Here is a 15,464-nt window from a genome sequence, read left to right as displayed (position 1 = left end):
TCGGGCTCAGTTCTCGACGGCGCGCTTGACCTTGCCGAGGGTCTCGCGCATGCCCGTCTGCAGTTCGGCCTCGAAGCCGTCGTTCCCGCCGAACGCCTTGTCGACCAGGAAGCCCGACAGCGCGGTGGTCTTGCCGTCGGCCGCCTTGCGCGACTCGGTCAGGGTGACGCCGCCTTCGCGCTCGGTGATCGTGTAGCTCCACACCGTGCGGTTCTCGGTGATCTTCCAGCCGATCGCCTTGTTCGGCTCGAAGATGACGACCTTCGCGGAGGTCGGCCAGAACAGCGGGCCGCGGCGGTTCAGGTTGAACGTCCGGGTCCCGGCCTTCACCGGGCCGCCGAGGACGAGCATCTTCTTGCACTGCGGGCTCCACTCGCCCATGCGGGCCAGGTCGGAGACGACGGCCCAGACCTGCTCGGGGGTGCCGTCGATGTCGATGGACTCTTCGATGAGTTCTGCGGGCATTTCCGGTGCTCCTCGTGTCGGTCCCGCAACCGGCGGCGGGATCTCGTGAGAATGACCCTATTCGACGCCGGTCGTGGCGGGGAACAGGCCCGGGTCCGGGGGGCAACGTTAGCGGGATCGATGTGGCCGGGGGTGCGGGTGAGCACATTGCGTTGCGGTGAGGTCTTCGCCGGGCACACGACTCGGCCGACTGGACCGTCTCCGCCCCGGACCACTCATCGGTCACCTTCGCCGCGGCCGGCCCGGCGACCTTCCCGGGCCCGGGCCGCATGACCTGACGCGGTTCGGCGCGGGGTGCCGCACGACGACGGCACCCTGACGGTCCACGATCCAGATATGCACGCGTGATCCGTCACAGCGCCGTCGTCATGCAGCGCGATCCCGCCGGCTGACCCGCCCGGGCCCTGGGGGCGATGGGCGGTCGAAACCACGCCCGCCGTACCGCCACCCGACCTCGGCCTTGACGGTATTGCGCGCGATTCCGGGGGGTGACTTCGACACGGTCTCGCCCTGGCGGGCTCGACCGGCTCAGCCGGCTGTGTGTGGGCGGCTCAGCCGATGGTGGGGTCAGCCGACCATCACCATCGGCCAGTCGCGCAGCCGCGACGACAGGATCGACAGGTGCGAGTCGGCGTCACCCAGGGTGTGGCCGATCGCGGTGAGGCGGCTGACGTAGTGGGCCACCGGGTATTCGGCGGTCATGCCGATACCGCCGTGCATCTGGATGGCCTCCTGGCCGACCAGCCGGCCCGACCGGCAGATCTGCAGCTTGGTGCGGGAGGCGGTGATCTCGTCGGCGCTGTCCTCGGCGAGTGCCGCGGTCAGGTACGCGCTCATGCTCGACGCCAGTTCCAGCGCCACGTACATGTCGGCGGCGCGGTGCGTGAGCGCCTGGAACGCGGCCAGCGGGACGCCGAACTGCTTGCGCTGCTTCAGGTATTCGGTGGTCAGGTTCAGCGACTTGGTCATCGCCCCGACCGCCTCGGCGCACAGCGCGTTCTGCTGCGCGACCTGCACCCCGGAGATCAGGGCGGAAGCGTCACCGGACGGCAGCGGGGTGGCGGCCGCACCGGTGAAGGTCACCTGCGCGCCGCGGCGGTCGTCGTGCGTCCGGTAGCCGATACGCGCCACGCCCGCCTGATCGGCCTCCACCAGGTACAGGCCGACCCTGCCGTCGGCGTCGCGCGCGGACACCACGAACACGTCCGCGCAGTCCCCGGCGGCGACCAGCGTCTTGGTCCCGTCGATCACTCCGCCTGCAAACGCGGTACCGACCGCGTACGACGGCCAGCGGTCACCCTGCTCGTGATGCGCAAAGGCGGCGAGTCGTTCGCCGCTCGCCAGCGCGCCCAGCACGGCGCTCTTGGTCTCGCCGTCGGCGTCGGAGCGCTCGACCAGCAGCCCGGGCACGACGACGCTGTCCAGGAAGGGCTCCGGCGCCAGCGCGGCTCCGAACTCGCCCATCACCACGGCCAGTTCCTCGGGGCCGGCGCCCATGCCGTCGTACTGCTCGTCGAAGACCAGCCCCAGGATGCCGATCTCGGCGAGTGAGCTCCACACGTCGCGGCTCCAGCCCAGCGGGGTGTCGGTGACGGCGCGCAGCGTCTCGATGTCGTAGGTGCGGGTCAGCAGCTCGCGCACGGTGTCGCGGAGCATGACCTGCTCGTCGGAGAGCGTGAATTCCATGATGTTTCCCTGCCTACAGACCGAGGACGGCCTTGTCGATGATCTGCCGCTGCACCTCGGACGACCCGCCGTAGATGGTGACCTTGCGGTAGTTGAGGTACGTGGGCGCGGTGTGGGCCGCCCAGTCGGGGCTCAGCAGACCCGCCAGCGCCTCCTGCCCGCTGAGCTCGTCCCGCCCGTTGAGCTCGTCCTGCCCGTTGAGCTCGTCCTGCCCGTTGAGCTCCGTCGAAACGTGATCGTCGATCGGCGTGACGGGCAGCGAGTCGGCCCCGGCCAGGTCGTTGAGCAGTTCGAGCGCTTCCTGCTGCAACTGCGAGCCGCGGAGCTTCAGCACCGACGACGCCGGGTTCGGCTTGCCGTCCGACGACGCCGCGACGACGCGCAGCTGCACCATCTCCAGCGCCAGCAGGTCGTTCTCCAGGCCGGCGAGGCGCGCGGCGAACAGCGGATCGTCGAGCATCACGCCGCCGCCGGGCGCGGGGATCTCGGCGGCCAGCCGCTTGGCGCGGGCCAGCTTGGTCTTGGTCCAGCCGACCCGGGCGATTCCGGAGCGCTCGTTCCCGAGCAGGAACTTCGCGATGGTCCAGCCCTGGTTCTCCTCGCCGATCAGGTTCTCGGCGGGCACGCGGACGTCGTTGAAGAAGACCTCGTTGACCTCGTAGCTGCCGTCGATCAGCTTGATCGGGCGCAGTTCGACGCCGGGGGTGTCCATCGGGAAGACGATGAAGCTGATGCCGGCCTGCTTCTTCACATCCGGATCGGTGCGGACCAGGCAGAAGATCCAGTCGGCGAACTGGCCGAGCGTGGTCCAGGTCTTCTGGCCGTTGATCACGTATTCGTCGCCGTCGCGGACCGCGCGGGTCTTGAGCGAGGCCAGGTCGCTGCCGGCCTCGGGCTCGGAGAAGCCCTGGCACCACCAGATGTCGAGGTTCGCGGTCTTCGGCAGGAACTTCTCCTTCTGTTCCTGGTTGCCGAAGTGCGCGATCACCGGGCCGACCATGCCGGCGTTGAACGGCAGCAGGTCGGGCACGAAGTTGAGTGCCATCTCCTCGCGCCAGATGTGGTGCTGCACCGGCGTCCAGTCCTGGCCGCCCCACTCGGCGGGCCAGTGCGGCACGGCGTAGCCGGCCTTGTTCAGCGCCCGGGTGGTGGTGACCACGTCGTCGGGGTAGTTCGGCTCGCCGGCCTCGTTGCGGCGGCGGACGTCCTCGGGGATAGCGGTGGTGAAGTAGTTCCGGAGTTCGGCGCGGAACGCCTCCTCCTCCGGTGTGTAGTGCAGCTGCATGCCTTTCTGTCTACAGCATGGCGCCGGACCGATGTCCGGGATGCCCCTGGCGCGGCACCCGCGGGGGGAAAGCATCCAGAGATCTGGAAACGAGATATTGTCAGATCACATGAAACGTGTTCACGCCTTCACCGACGACGTCCTGGGCGACCTGGACGCGGTCGGCGTCGCCCGCGCCGTCGAGGCCGGCGAGTTCAGCGCGCGCGAGGCGACGGACGCCGCGGTCGACCGGATCGACCGGGTGAACCCGCAGCTGGCGGCGGTCGCCTACGACGATCGGGAACGCGCGCGGGTGCGTGCGGCCGAGAACGGATTCTCCGGTGCGTTCGCCGGGGTGCCGACGTTGATCAAGAACAACACCGACTACGCCGGCCTGCCGACGCGGCAGGGCAGCGCCGCCGTCGCCGACCGTCCGGCGGCGGCCAATGAGCCGTTCACCGAGGAGTTCCTCGGCGCCGGGGTGAACGTCGTGGGCGCGTCGACGATGCCGGCCTTCGGGCTCACCGCCACCACCGAGTTCGCCGACCGCGAGCCCACCCGCAACCCGTGGGACACCGACTACTCGTGCGGCGCGAGTTCGGGCGGTGCGGCCGCGCTGGTCGCGGCCGGCGCGGTACCGATCGCCCACGCCAACGACGGCGGCGGCTCGATCCGCATTCCCGCGGCCGCGTGCGGTCTGGTCGGCCTCAAGCCGACGCGCGGCCGGACCGCGGGCTCGCCGGCTTCGGCGAAGGCCCCCATCGACCTGGTCTGCAACGGCATCGTGTCGCGCTCGGTGCGCGACACCGCGTACTTCCTGGCCGATCTGGAACGACAGCGCCGACTCGACACCCTCGATCCGGTCGGCCTGGTCGAAGGACCGAGCACCGCGCGGCTGCGCGTCGCGCTGATGGCCGAGCCGATCACCGGCGTCCCGCTCGACGCGGACACCCGCCGGGCGGTCGACGACGTCGTCGCCCTGCTCACCGGCCTCGGCCACCACGTCGAGGAGGCGCCGCTGCCGGTGGACCCGTCGTTCGTCGGGCAGTTCACCGACTACTGGGGGACGCTGGCGCTCTCCTTCGACCGCTTCGGCGGCCAGGTGGTCGGACCCGGATTCGACAGGAACCGGCTCGATCCGTTCACCAAGGGGCTCGCCCGGATGGCGCTGCGACGCTTCTACCGGATCCCGGCGTCGATCGTCGGTCTGCGGCGGGCCGTCGCGAAGTTCCGGAACGCGTTCGGGTCGTACGACGTGATCCTGACCCCGACCCTCGGACACACCACCCCGGAGATCGGCTACCTGGATCCGGCCGGCCGGTTCGACGAGGTCTTCGAGCGGCTCATCCAGTACGTGGCCTTCACCCCCGCCGACAACGCGTGCGGCACCCCGGCGATCTCGCTGCCGCTCGGGCAGGCGTCGAACGGTCTGCCGATCGGTATCCACTTCTCCGCCGATCGCGGCGCCGAGCGGACGCTGCTGTCGCTGGCCTTCGAGTTGGAGGCCGCCGCGCCGTTCGCGCGGATCCAGGACGCCTGACTCGGGCGCGTTTCGACACGGACAGGCCCGGGGGCCTGCCCGGCTCAACGGGCTGTGGGAGCGGCCAGGCTCAACGGGCGGTGGGTTCGTCCGGCTCAACAGGGGATGGCCGGTGGCGCTTGACGCCGCGTGCCGCGGGTCCTCCTCCGTGTCGCAGGTCGTGCCGGACGTGCGACATGAGAATGAGCCCGCGACACGGACATCGGCCCGGTGGATCCGAAGGGATCCACCGGGCCGTCGTCGTTCCGCCGTCGGGCCGGGTCAGTGCGCGTGCGCCTTCTCGGCGCCGACACCGGTGAGCGAGCGGACCTCCATCTCCGCGCGCCGGGCCACGTCGGGCTTCTCCCGCGAGGTCAGCGTGCCGATGATGCCGAGCAGGAACGCCGCCGGGATCGACACCAGTCCGGGGTTGGCCAGCGGGAACCAGGCGAAGTCCATGTCGGGGAGCATCGACGTCGGCTTGCCGGAGACGGCCGGGCTGAACACGATCAGCACCAGCGTGATCGCCAGGCCGCCGTACATGCTGAACAGCGCGCCGCGGGTGTTGAAGCGGCGCCAGAACAGCGAGTAGAGGATGGTCGGCAGGTTGGCCGAGGCGGCGACCGCGAAGGCCAGCGCCACCAGGAACGCGATGTTCTGGTCCTTGGCGAGGATGCCCAGCACGATGCCGATCACGCCGAGCACGACGACGGTGATCCGCGAGACCCGGACCTGCTCCTCCTCGGAGGCGCCGTTCTTCTTGATCACGCTGGCATAGATGTCGTGCGCGAACGACGCCGACGCGGTGATCGCCAGGCCCGCCACCACGGCCAGGATGGTCGCGAACGCCACGCCCGCGATCAGGCCGAGCAGGATCTCGCCGCCCAGTTCCAGGGCCAGCAGCGGAGCCGCCGAGTTCACGCCGCCGGGTGCGGCGAGGATCTTCTCCGGGCCGACCAGCGCCGCGGCGCCGTAGCCGAGGACCAGGGTGAACAGGTAGAAGGCGCCGATCAGGCCGATCGCCCAGACCACCGACTTGCGGGCCTCCTTGGCGGTGGGGACCGTGTAGAAGCGCATCAGCACGTGCGGCAGGCCGGCGGTGCCGAGCACCAGCGCCATACCGAGCGAGATCATGTTGACCTTCGAGGTCAGCGTGCCGCCGTACTGGGCGCCCGGAGCCAGCACGTTGTGCGGCTCGCCGTTGGCCGAGGTCAGCATGGACTGGCCCTTCGCGGTCAGCCCGCCGCCGTGGACCGCGTTGTTCACCGCGTCCTGCGCCATGCCCAGCAGATGGGAGAAGTTGAACATGACGTCCTTCTGCAGCAGCACCCACAGCGTCATCACGATCACGCCGGTGATCAGCAGGACGGCCTTGATGATCTGCACCCAGGTGGTGCCCTTCATGCCGCCGATCAGCACGTAGGTGATCATCAGGATGCCGACCACGGTGATCACCACGGCCTGGCCGAGGTCGCTCTTGACGTTGAGCAGCAGCGCGACCAGGGCGCCGGCGCCGGCCATCTGGGCCAGCAGGTAGAAGATCGACACGGTCAGCGTGTTGATCGATGCCGCCAGCCGGACCGGACGCTGCTTGAGCCGGAAGCTGAGGACGTCGGCCATGGTGAACTTGCCGGTGTTGCGCAGCAGCTCGGCGACCAGCAGCAGCGCCACCAGCCAGGCCACCAGGAAGCCGATCGAGTACAGGAAGCCGTCGTACCCGTAGATCGCGATGGCCCCGGCGATGCCGAGGAAGCTCGCGGCCGAGAGATAGTCGCCGGCGATGGCGATGCCGTTCTGGGTACCGGAGAAGCCGCCGTTGCCGGTGAAGAACTCCGAGGCGCTGGACGTGCCGGCGTTGCTGACCTTGATCACCACGAGCAGCGTGATCACCACGAAGCCCACGAAGATCATGATGTTGAGGGTCGAGTTGCCGGTGTCGACGTCGGCGGCGCTGGTGAGGATGGTGTTCACGACTGCGCCCCCTGTACCGCGGTGTCCTTGGTGCCGGCCTCGATCGCCGCGGCCTCCCGGGCGTAGGTGCCGTCGGCGAAGCCGTCACGCACCACCTGCGCCTGGGGGTCGAGGCGGTGATTGGCGAAGTAGATGTACGCGCCGGTGATCCCGAAGGTGGTGACGAACTGCAGCAGGCCGAAGATCAGGCCGACGTTGATGTTGCCCCACACCCGGGTGCCCATGAAGCCCGTCGCGAACACGCCCATCACCAGATACAGCGCGTACCAGGACAGGAAGAACGCGGTCATCGGGAAGACGAAGCGCCGCAGGGTGCGGCGCAACCGCTGGAACTCCGGACTCTGCTGGGCGGCGATGAACTCCTCCGCCGGTGGTGCCGACGACTGCGGCGGGTGCTCTTGCGCGGTAGACACTGCGACCTCCTTGCTGAAATGCCGCATCTGCGGCCTTGACGGCAAGACTCGTCGAGAGCTGGCTCACGTCCAAGGTGAATTGTGACCGGAGCGACGAGCACGGTGGACCCTGCGATGAGCGGTCACCGGGCTCCGGTGAACGGTGACGCCGGTCACCGGAGCGAAACGGCACCGGGCGGGGTCCGCGCGTGCCCCGAGGCCGGCGGCTGACCCGCGATCCGTCCGGCCACCCGCGGTCCGTCGGGCCACCTGGAGCCCGTTCGTCCACCGGGAATAGAGCGTGTGGCCCGGCGGAGATCGAGTGGTGGAACCCCGGATCAGGCCCGGCGCAGGAGCAGTTCGAGATCGGTGGCGCAACGGGCGAGAAAGGCGTCGATCTCCTCGCTCCGGTAGCCGGTCCGGCCGAACGACGACGGGGCGAACCGGGCTCGGTGACCGCCGCGGGGGTCAGCCAGGCCACCGCCGGATCGGCGGGATCGCGGAATCTGGCGGCGACCGCGTCCAGAAAGGTGTCGACCTGGGCCTGGTCATACCCGCGGCCACCGAATCGCGTTGTGGAGAAGGTGGCGCCGACGATCTCCTCCGCGGTGAGCCGGGAGCCCGGCCGTGCGACGGGCGGCCCCGCGGTGACCGCACCGCCCGTGAGCCGGGCGAGCTGAACGGCGCACAGCTCGAGGAACGCGTCCACCTCACCCTCGTGATAGCCGCGCATGCCGATCGGCGGACGGGCGAAGGTGCGCGCTCGGACCGCCGCGGGCGTCAGCCAGCCCAGCGCGGGGTCCGCCGGATTCGCGAATTTCGCTTCGAGCGCGTCCAGGAACTCGTCGACGTCATCCTCCCCGTAGCCGCGGCGTCCCATCGGCGGCTTCGAGAAGGCGGCGGAGCGGATGTCGTCGGCGGTGAACTGGGCGTCGTGGGGCACGGGTCGATTGTGGCCGATCGGGAGCGGCCGTTCACGCGGCCCGGCCGATCGTCAGGTCGTGTTGCGAAGATCCCTTTGCGGGCCTCGCAGACGGCTTTCGCAACACGACCTACGCGTTTCCGCAGGTCGGCATCGAAGAAGATTCTGGACCAGAATCTTCTTCGAGTCTCTGAACTGCGGTGATGCGAATTCTGCGGGCAGACGGTGCCGGTTCCGCTCATACCGTGATCGGCGGGCGCCGGGAAGGGCCCGAACACGATTCACCGGATACGGGAGTAGGGACGAGAAGTGCGGGAACTGACCGAAACGAGACGAGTGGTGCCGGTCGTCGCGGTGCTGGGGACGATCCTGGCCGTCGTGCTCCTCGCGATCGTGGTGACCTCCCCGGCCGGGGCGGAGACGCCGGCCGAACGCTGCAAGCGTGAAACGGCGGCTTACGACAACGCCTGGAAGAACGCCTGGTCACAGGCCAACCCGGGCAAGAGTCCCAGCGACGCACCCCCGCCGCCGGTGCTCTACACATGCCACGGCGACGACGGGCCGCCGCCCACCCTGGACACCACCCCGCCGGAGACCTCGCCGCCGGTCACGACGAGTGCCACCCCGGAACCGTCGGCGCCGAGCACCGCCGAAAGTCCCGCGACGACCACGCCGGCGCCGACCTCGAGCCGTCTGCTCGAGCACCCCGGACCCGGCCAGCCGACCATCGACGCGGGCGGGAAGAAGACGGCCGCGCTGCGCGACGGGTTCAAGGTCGACGCGGCGGACGACGGCAACGACGGCAACGGCGGGATCACCTCGGACTCGAGTTCGTACCCCGACAAGCTGTCCGGGATCACGATCTACGCGAACGCGTGGGCGTGTGCCCTGTACTGGAAGCATTGCAGCTTCGCCACGTCCGCCAAGACCTACCGCGACGGCCAGCGCTTCGCGGTGAACATGATCAGGAACATCGCCACCGCGAAGACCCACGGGATCAGCGCATCGGTGGAGATCAGCGGGGGCAAGGGCAACGGCGGCACCGTCGGGCTCACGGCGCAGGGGTCTGACAAGAACGTCAAGACGCTGACCTGGGAGAACATCAGGAGCTACATCTCGGACGTGGCGGGAACCGCCGACTGTGGCATGTTCTCCACCTACTTCAGCGTCACCTCCGAGGGCTGGTTCGAACACGATGGCGCGAAAGGCTATGTGAGTGCCGGTGTCCGGAACTAGGCCGTGTCTCTCAAATCTTCTCCGTAGGCATCGGTGGATCCGCTGGGCGGCTGGCAAGGCGGAGGAGGGAGGCATAGCGGCGCTATGCCGACCGACGACAACGCCGCCAGGCGCTGCGCGGGCCGCCGAGGACCGGAAAGAGATTTGGGAGACATGGCCTAGAACGCGCAGACCGCTCGCGGCGCTGGCAGCCGTCGTCGTCGCCGGTGCCCTCGTGCTCTCCGCCTGCGGGGACTCCGGCTCCGCGCGGCGCGCCGACCCGTGGGACGGGCTCGCCGCCGCGTACCCGAGTCTGGCCGGGGGAGACGGCCTCGTCGTCCCGTCGATGGAACCCGACACGTCGCCCGAGGCGACGCTGTATCAGACCGCGTACGGACGGGCCGCGCTCCGGAACGCGGGGCGCGACCTGGCGCCGGTCGCCCCGGCGAAGCTGATGTGGACCCTTGGCCGGGAGGCGGCGACGGACCCGATCTGGTCGGGCTTCCAGGTCTGCCTGGCGTCGCCGGACACCGGCACCGCGGCGCTGCTCAGCGAGGCCGGGAAGAAGCTGCACGTCGACCTGGCGGCGCTGGCCGCCGCCTCGGTCGGCGCGCGCGACTCGGACGCGGGATACAGCGCCCAGGTGCTGGCGTGCCTGGGGCCGGACGTGCTCGCACCGCACCGCGCGGCGGTGGAGAGGATCGCCGCCGATCCCGCCGTCACGAGCTACCAGCGGTACCTCGCCGTCCAGGCGCTCGCCGGAACGGGGACCGCGGTGCCGGTCGACGGCCGGTCGCTGCCGGAACTGCCCGCCCGGGTCGACTGCGGTGATCCGGCGTCGGCCTCGAATTGGATGGCGGTGCACCAGCTGCATCGCCTCGCCGACCCCGGCTTCTCGCACCCCGGCCCGCTCGTCGACTGCGCCGCCGGGCTCGCCGGCCGCCTCAACGCGCAGTCGGCGCTCGCGGCCGCGGTGGTCGCCGATCGCCGGCCGGCCGAGCTCCAGAAACTCTCCACCCCGGTGATCGACCCGCTCGCCCAGCAGATGACCGCCGACGGCCTGCTGGTGGCGCCGCCGCCGGGCGGCTTGCGGTGGACCTTCTCGTACGCCGCGGCCCTGAAGCGGGGCGGCGCCCGGATCCCGGCCGCGCTGACAGCGGTGGTGGCGGACCAGATATCCGCCGCGAACACGGCGCACCCGGACGGGACCCGGAACGCGCTGCTCGTCGGTCTGTGCGCGGTGGACGACGGCCTGACGTGTCCCGCGTCCGTCGTCGACTCGGGCCGCGCCTGGGTCGCCGACATCGACTTCGCGGACCTCGACGTCAACGTGTACACGTGGATCGAGACGCTCGACCTCGCACGAGTGCTGGGCATCACCCCGAAGTCACGGCCGTCGGCGGAGGCCGCCGGCGCCTTCGCCGGGCGGTATTCGACGGAGCTGAAGCAGGCGCCGGGGCTGATCGAGGCGCTCATCACCGCCGCCGCCGGAGCGGGCATGACCGACGTCGTCCGGAGTCTGGCACCGCTGACCGATCCCCGGCGAACCTTCACCGACGGACTGGCCGGCCGGTCGCTGACCGCGGCCGGCAGCGCCTACACCGCGGCGAAAGCGCTCGGGATCGATACCGCGGGCTGGCTCGACGGCCTGCCCGCCGCGCTGAAGGGGTTCGCCGTCAACGACGTCACCGGCTATCCCTACAGCGACACGTCCGGGTCGCCGGTGGCGAACTCGAGCGCGAGCATCGCGGCGGCCACGCTGAGCGCCGCGGCGAACGGCTGAGGCAGGGCGGTCAGTCGCCGACGGGCGTGCGTTCCAGGCCCAGGCCGAAGCGCTCCGGGACGTGCATGCGGGCGAAGACCGTCGCGACATCGCCGCGCAGGGTGCGGCGGGTGGCGAGGGAGACGACGATCATCGTGCCGAACGAGAGGGGCACGGTGACGGCGGCGGGGAAGGTGACCACGGCCGCCGCCCAGCCGTCGCCGGACACCCGGAAGGCGCCGGCCAGCACTGCGGCGACCGAGGTCGCCGAGCCGACGGCGAGGCCGGTGACGGCCCCGGCCGCGGTGAGGCCGCGCCACCAGATGCCGAGCACCAGCAGCGGGCACAGGGTGGCGGCCGAGACGGCGAACACCAGGCCCACCGAGCGGGACAGCTCGAGGGTGCCCGCGGCGAGCGCCAGCCCGATCGGCACCAGGCCGCCGAGCAGCGCGCAGATCCGGAAGCTGCGGACCCCGGGCCGCAGCAGATCGGTCGACACCACGCCCGCGATGCTGATCAGCAGGCCCGACGACGTCGCGAGGAACGCGGCGATCGCGCCCGCGGCGACCAGGGCGACCAGCAGTTGCCCCGCCAGACCTCCGACGATCGCCGACGGCACCAGCAGGACCACGGCGTCGGCGGTGCCGGTGGCGAGCACCTGCGGGACGTAGACGCGGGCCAGCACGCCGAGCACCGTCGGGAACAGGTAGAACCCGGCCAGCAGGGCGATCACGGTCAGCGCCGTCCGGCGCGCGGCGGTGCCCGACCGGTTGGTGTAGAAGCGGACCAGCACATGCGGAAGGCCCAGGGCGCCGAGGAAGGTCGCCAGCATCAGCGACAGCACCTGGTACAGCGGGTGGCCGCCGCCGAGGCCGCCGCCGGACCGCCGCCACTGCGCGCCGGTCTGCGGCGCGTCGGACACCACCGGGGTCGCCGCGCCGGCCGCCAGCCGCAGGGTGGAGTCGTGGCCGACGACGACGGTTCCGGCGGGCAGCGGAGCGTCGCGGACGCGGCGGCCGTCGACGGTCCCGGTCGCGGTGACCCCGGCCGGATCGGTGACGGTCACCGAGACCTGCGTCGGGATCCGCACGGTGGTCTCGGCGACGACCCGGGCCGGCAGCGGGTCGCCGAGATCGGCCGGCTCCTGCGCGAAGTGGATGATCGCGACCAGGGCGGGGACGGCGATCGCGGTCAGCTTGAGCCAGTACTGCAGACCCTGCGCGAAAGTCACCGAGCGCATACCGCCGCTCACCACGTTGGCCACCAGGGCCGCCCCGACCAGGACCACGCCCACCCAGCCGGGCAGGCCCAGCAGGATGTTCAGGGTGAGCCCGGCGCCCTGCAGCTGCGGGATCAGGTAGAGGACGCAGACCGCGGCCACCACCAGCATCGAGGCGCGTCGTGCGCGGCGCGAGCCGAGCCGGAACTCGGCGAAGTCGGGCACCGTGTACGCGCCGGAACGACGCAGCGGCGCGGCCACGAACAGCAGCAGCGCCAGGTAGCCGGCGGTGAAGCCGATCGGATACCAGAGCGCGTCGGCGCCGTACTTGGCGACCAGTCCGGCCACGCCCAGAAACGACGCGGCCGACAGGTACTCGCCGGCGATCGCGGCGGCGTTCCAGCGTGCGCCGATACTGCGCGAGGCCACCAGGAAGTCCGATGTGGAGCGGGCGCCGCGGCCGCCGTACGCGCCGAGCGCCACCGTGCCGAAGGCCGCCAGGGCGACCGCCGCGATGATCAGGAGCGAGCCGGTACCGACGGTCACGGGCCGCGTTCCTCGTCGTCCATGAGTGCGATGAAGTCCCGTTCGGCCTGTTCGGCCAGCCGGATGTAGAGGCGGCCCGCGAGATACAGGATCGGGTACGGCGCCAGCGCGAGGACGATCCAGTTGACGCCGATGCCGAAGACGGTGGCCGAGGCGAAGTCGTCGACGGTGAAGCCGATCAGCGGGATCGCCAGGAACAGGGCCGCGACACCCAGCCCGATCCGCAGTGCCAGCCCGAGTTGCGCGCGGACCAGTCCGCGCACCAGATGTTCGCCCACCTCGGTCTGTTCGGCGACCTCGGCGCGGGTGCGCACCGGCCGGGCGCCACGCCGTTGCGAGAGCACCACGCGTTCGCGCCGCGGCGCATCGGGAGTCACGACTACGACCGGCCGGAACGGAAGGACCGCAACGGATCTCGCACCAGGCGGTCCTTGAGTTCCCGGACCTGCCTGCGGCTCACCGGCAGTTCCACCTCCGGCGCCGCGCCGTGTGCGCGGACCATCACCCGGGTGCCCGAACCCGCCGAGCGCAGGCCGCTCACCCGCGGCAGCGCCACCAGATACGACCGATGGACCCGTGCGAAACCGGCGCCGGCCCACTGCGTCTCGAGAGTGGAGAGGGTGACGCGCACCAGGTATTCGCCGGTGTCGGTGTGCAGCCGGGCGTAGTCGCCGACCGCCTCCACCCAGGAGACCGAATCCCGGGAGATCAGGGAGGTGACGCCGCCGCGTTCCACCGGGATCACCTCACCGGCCATCGGTGCGGGTTCCTCGGTGGGGGCGGCCTCCGCGCCGGATTCGGGAGCCTCGACCGGCGCCGGGCGGACCGCGAGCACCCGCTCGATCGCCTGCGAGAGGCGTTCGGCGCGAAGGGGTTTCAGCAGATAGTCGACGGCCCCGATGTCGAAGGCCTGCACCGCGCGGTCGTCGTGCGCGGTGACGAACACCAGGGCGGGCGGGGAGGCGTACCGGGCCAGCACCGCCGCCAGCTCCATGCCGCTCAGTCCAGGCATCGAGATGTCGAGGAACGCGGCGTCGACCGGCCGCTCGGCGAGCAGGCGCAGCGCCTGGGTGGCATCGGAGGCGGTCACCACCTCGGCGACGGCATCGTGCGACTCCAGGAGAAAGGTGAGCTCGTCGAGGGCCGGGGCCTCGTCGTCGACGGCCAGGACCGAGAGACCGGTCATCGTGGGCGTCCTTCCCCGGGAGTGTCGGCACGGATACCGGCCGCGAACTTCGGCACTCGCATGCTGACCTTGGTGCCCGCGCCGATGCCGGTATCGACGATCAAACCGTAGTCGTTGCCGAAGGCCGAGCGCAGTCGTTGATCCACATTCGTCAGCCCCACGTGCGCGCCGTCACTCTCGTCGCCGATCCGGTCCGACGGCGCCAGCGCGTCGATCGCGCCGCTGCGCAGCAGCTCCGGATCCATGCCGACGCCGTCGTCCTCGACACTGATCTCGCAGTCGGTGCCCAGCCCGCGCGCGGCGAGGGTGATGGTGCCGTCGCGGCGCCCGGCCAGCCCGTGCCGGACGGCGTTCTCCACCAGCGGTTGCAGCGCCAGGAACGGCACCACCACCGACAGCACCTCGGGATCGACGTGCAGGCGCACGTTGAGGCCGTCGCCGAAGCGGGCGCGTTCGAGGGTGAGGTAGCGGTCGATGTTGCGCAGCTCGTCGGCGAGCGTCGTGTACTGGCCGGCGGCCCGGAACGAGTAGCGGGTGAAATCGGCGAAGTCGAGGATCAGCTCGCGGGCCCGGACCGGATCGGTGCGCACGAACGACGCGATGGTGCCCAGGGCGTTGTAGATGAAGTGCGGGTCGATCTGCGCGCGCAGGGCCAGGACCTCCGCGCGATCCAGTCGTGCCCGGGAGGCATCGAGCTCGGCGAGTTGCAGCTGGGTGGCCGCGTAGTTGGCGACCTCGGTGAGCGCGCCGATCTGTCCCGGCCCCGGCGGATGCGTCGTCGCGACCACCAGGACCCCGGCGCTGATGTCGTCGGTGAGCAGCGGCGCGGCGATCAGCTGGCGCACCGGTCCGCCCGGTCCGCCCGGGTCGTCGGACAGCGCGCGACGCCGATCGGCCAGTGCCTGCGCGGCCAGCGCGGTAGCGGCCTGCACCACCCGCGGCGGCCAGATGTCGGGTTCGCCGTCGCGGCCGAGGAGGACGCCGTCGTCGCCGAAGAGTGCGACGCCCGCGGCACCGGTGAGCGCGCGGAGCGGCCCCGCCGCGCGGGTCGCCGATTCGGCGGTGAGCCCGTCCCGCAGCGGGTGGGCGGCGAGCGCCGCGGCGGCCAGCGTGTCGTGCACGGCGCGCTCGTGCGGGGTGGCCACCACGCGGCGGGTGCGCAGCGCGTAGACGAACAGCACCGCGGCCAGCGCGCCGCCGAGCACCACGATCGCGATCAGTTCTCCGGACATGTCGTCTGCCGAATCTACTGGTTCACCGGGGCGTGCGGGCGTGTTCACCGCCGGGTTCGCCGCCCGTCAGCCGTCACTGGTGCCA

General features: G+C 71.0%; 12 protein-coding genes and 1 pseudogene. 3 read left to right on the top strand and 10 right to left on the bottom strand.

Annotated features, from left to right (window positions below; genetic code table 11):
- Positions 1–6: 6 nt before the first annotated feature.
- From ACSEEN_RS07545 to ACSEEN_RS07535, 3 genes are all read right to left on the bottom strand, one after another.
- Complete coding sequence (locus ACSEEN_RS07545; protein WP_247865319.1) at positions 7–465, bottom strand: SRPBCC family protein; 459 nt, start codon at positions 463–465, stop codon at positions 7–9.
- A 567-nt stretch (positions 466–1,032) separates the two neighbouring features.
- The gene (locus tag ACSEEN_RS07540; RefSeq protein WP_440712814.1) at positions 1,033–2,151 is read right to left on the bottom strand and encodes an acyl-CoA dehydrogenase family protein; all 1,119 of its coding nucleotides are present in this window, start codon (positions 2,149–2,151) and stop codon (positions 1,033–1,035) included.
- A gap of 13 nt (positions 2,152–2,164) precedes the next feature.
- A complete protein-coding gene (locus ACSEEN_RS07535; protein WP_298440864.1) occupies positions 2,165–3,436 on the bottom strand; it encodes an acyl-CoA dehydrogenase family protein in 1,272 nt (423 codons plus the stop codon).
- A 109-nt stretch (positions 3,437–3,545) separates the two neighbouring features.
- Here ACSEEN_RS07535 and ACSEEN_RS07530 point away from each other — a divergent pair, with 109 nt between their 5' ends.
- Complete coding sequence (locus ACSEEN_RS07530) at positions 3,546–4,955, top strand: amidase (RefSeq protein ID WP_247865316.1); 1,410 nt, start codon at positions 3,546–3,548, stop codon at positions 4,953–4,955.
- Positions 4,956–5,216: 261 nt separating this feature from the next.
- Here the strand turns inward: ACSEEN_RS07530 and ACSEEN_RS07525 are convergent, their stop codons facing one another.
- The 3 genes and pseudogenes from ACSEEN_RS07525 to ACSEEN_RS07515 form a co-directional block, all read right to left on the bottom strand.
- On the bottom strand, positions 5,217–6,845 hold the full coding sequence (locus ACSEEN_RS07525) for a monocarboxylic acid transporter (RefSeq protein ID WP_247868109.1): 1,629 nt from the start codon (positions 6,843–6,845) through the stop codon (positions 5,217–5,219).
- A gap of 56 nt (positions 6,846–6,901) precedes the next feature.
- The gene (locus ACSEEN_RS07520) at positions 6,902–7,345 is read right to left on the bottom strand and encodes a DUF485 domain-containing protein (protein ID WP_440712813.1); all 444 of its coding nucleotides are present in this window, start codon (positions 7,343–7,345) and stop codon (positions 6,902–6,904) included.
- Between the two features lie 469 nt (positions 7,346–7,814).
- Positions 7,815–8,240 (bottom strand): annotated as a pseudogene (locus tag ACSEEN_RS07515) (DivIVA domain-containing protein); the annotation flags it as partial.
- A gap of 288 nt (positions 8,241–8,528) precedes the next feature.
- Between ACSEEN_RS07515 and ACSEEN_RS07510 the strand changes: the two are divergent.
- Positions 8,529–9,455, top strand: coding sequence for a hypothetical protein (locus tag ACSEEN_RS07510; RefSeq protein WP_440712812.1), 927 nt, complete (start codon positions 8,529–8,531; stop codon positions 9,453–9,455).
- A 214-nt stretch (positions 9,456–9,669) separates the two neighbouring features.
- Entirely contained in the window at positions 9,670–11,217 is a 1,548-nt protein-coding gene (locus ACSEEN_RS07505) for a hypothetical protein (protein WP_440712811.1), read from the top strand.
- 10 nt (positions 11,218–11,227) lie between these two features.
- Here ACSEEN_RS07505 and ACSEEN_RS07500 read toward each other — a convergent pair whose 3' ends face one another.
- Genes ACSEEN_RS07500 through ACSEEN_RS07485 form a run of 4 tightly spaced genes read right to left on the bottom strand, consistent with a single transcriptional unit; the run spans position 11,228 to position 15,379 of the window.
- A complete protein-coding gene (locus tag ACSEEN_RS07500; RefSeq protein WP_371307264.1) occupies positions 11,228–12,961 on the bottom strand; it encodes a sodium/solute symporter in 1,734 nt (577 codons plus the stop codon).
- A complete protein-coding gene (locus tag ACSEEN_RS07495) occupies positions 12,958–13,338 on the bottom strand; it encodes a hypothetical protein (protein WP_247865310.1) in 381 nt (126 codons plus the stop codon). The genes ACSEEN_RS07500 and ACSEEN_RS07495 overlap by 4 nt, the downstream gene beginning before the upstream one ends.
- 2 nt (positions 13,339–13,340) lie before the next feature.
- Entirely contained in the window at positions 13,341–14,147 is an 807-nt protein-coding gene (locus tag ACSEEN_RS07490; protein ID WP_440712810.1) for a LytR/AlgR family response regulator transcription factor, read from the bottom strand.
- A complete protein-coding gene (locus ACSEEN_RS07485; RefSeq protein ID WP_247865308.1) occupies positions 14,144–15,379 on the bottom strand; it encodes a sensor histidine kinase in 1,236 nt (411 codons plus the stop codon). The genes ACSEEN_RS07490 and ACSEEN_RS07485 overlap by 4 nt, the downstream gene beginning before the upstream one ends.
- Positions 15,380–15,464 lie beyond the last annotated feature (85 nt).

Origin of the sequence: Gordonia marina (assembly GCF_052036135.1) — a bacterium.
Classification (GTDB): Bacteria; Actinomycetota; Actinomycetes; order Mycobacteriales; family Mycobacteriaceae; genus Gordonia.
The sequence above is the reverse complement of the archived record's forward strand: the minus strand, read 5'-3'. Positions and strand labels throughout refer to the sequence as shown.

Excerpts from the sequence above, each read along its gene's own strand:
- ACSEEN_RS07490 (WP_440712810.1), bottom strand. The coding sequence starts at position 14,147 with ATGACCGGTCTCTCGGTCCTGGCCGTCGACGACGAGGCCCCGGCCCTC.
- ACSEEN_RS07545 (WP_247865319.1), bottom strand. The coding sequence starts at position 465 with ATGCCCGCAGAACTCATCGAAGAGTCCATCGACATCGACGGCACCCCC.
- ACSEEN_RS07530 (WP_247865316.1), top strand. The coding sequence starts at position 3,546 with ATGAAACGTGTTCACGCCTTCACCGACGACGTCCTGGGCGACCTGGAC.
- ACSEEN_RS07485 (WP_247865308.1), bottom strand. The coding sequence starts at position 15,379 with ATGTCCGGAGAACTGATCGCGATCGTGGTGCTCGGCGGCGCGCTGGCC.
- ACSEEN_RS07535 (WP_298440864.1), bottom strand. The coding sequence starts at position 3,436 with ATGCAGCTGCACTACACACCGGAGGAGGAGGCGTTCCGCGCCGAACTC.
- ACSEEN_RS07520 (WP_440712813.1), bottom strand. The coding sequence starts at position 7,345 with ATGCGGCATTTCAGCAAGGAGGTCGCAGTGTCTACCGCGCAAGAGCAC.
- ACSEEN_RS07540 (WP_440712814.1), bottom strand. The coding sequence starts at position 2,151 with ATGGAATTCACGCTCTCCGACGAGCAGGTCATGCTCCGCGACACCGTG.
- ACSEEN_RS07525 (WP_247868109.1), bottom strand. The coding sequence starts at position 6,845 with ATGATCTTCGTGGGCTTCGTGGTGATCACGCTGCTCGTGGTGATCAAG.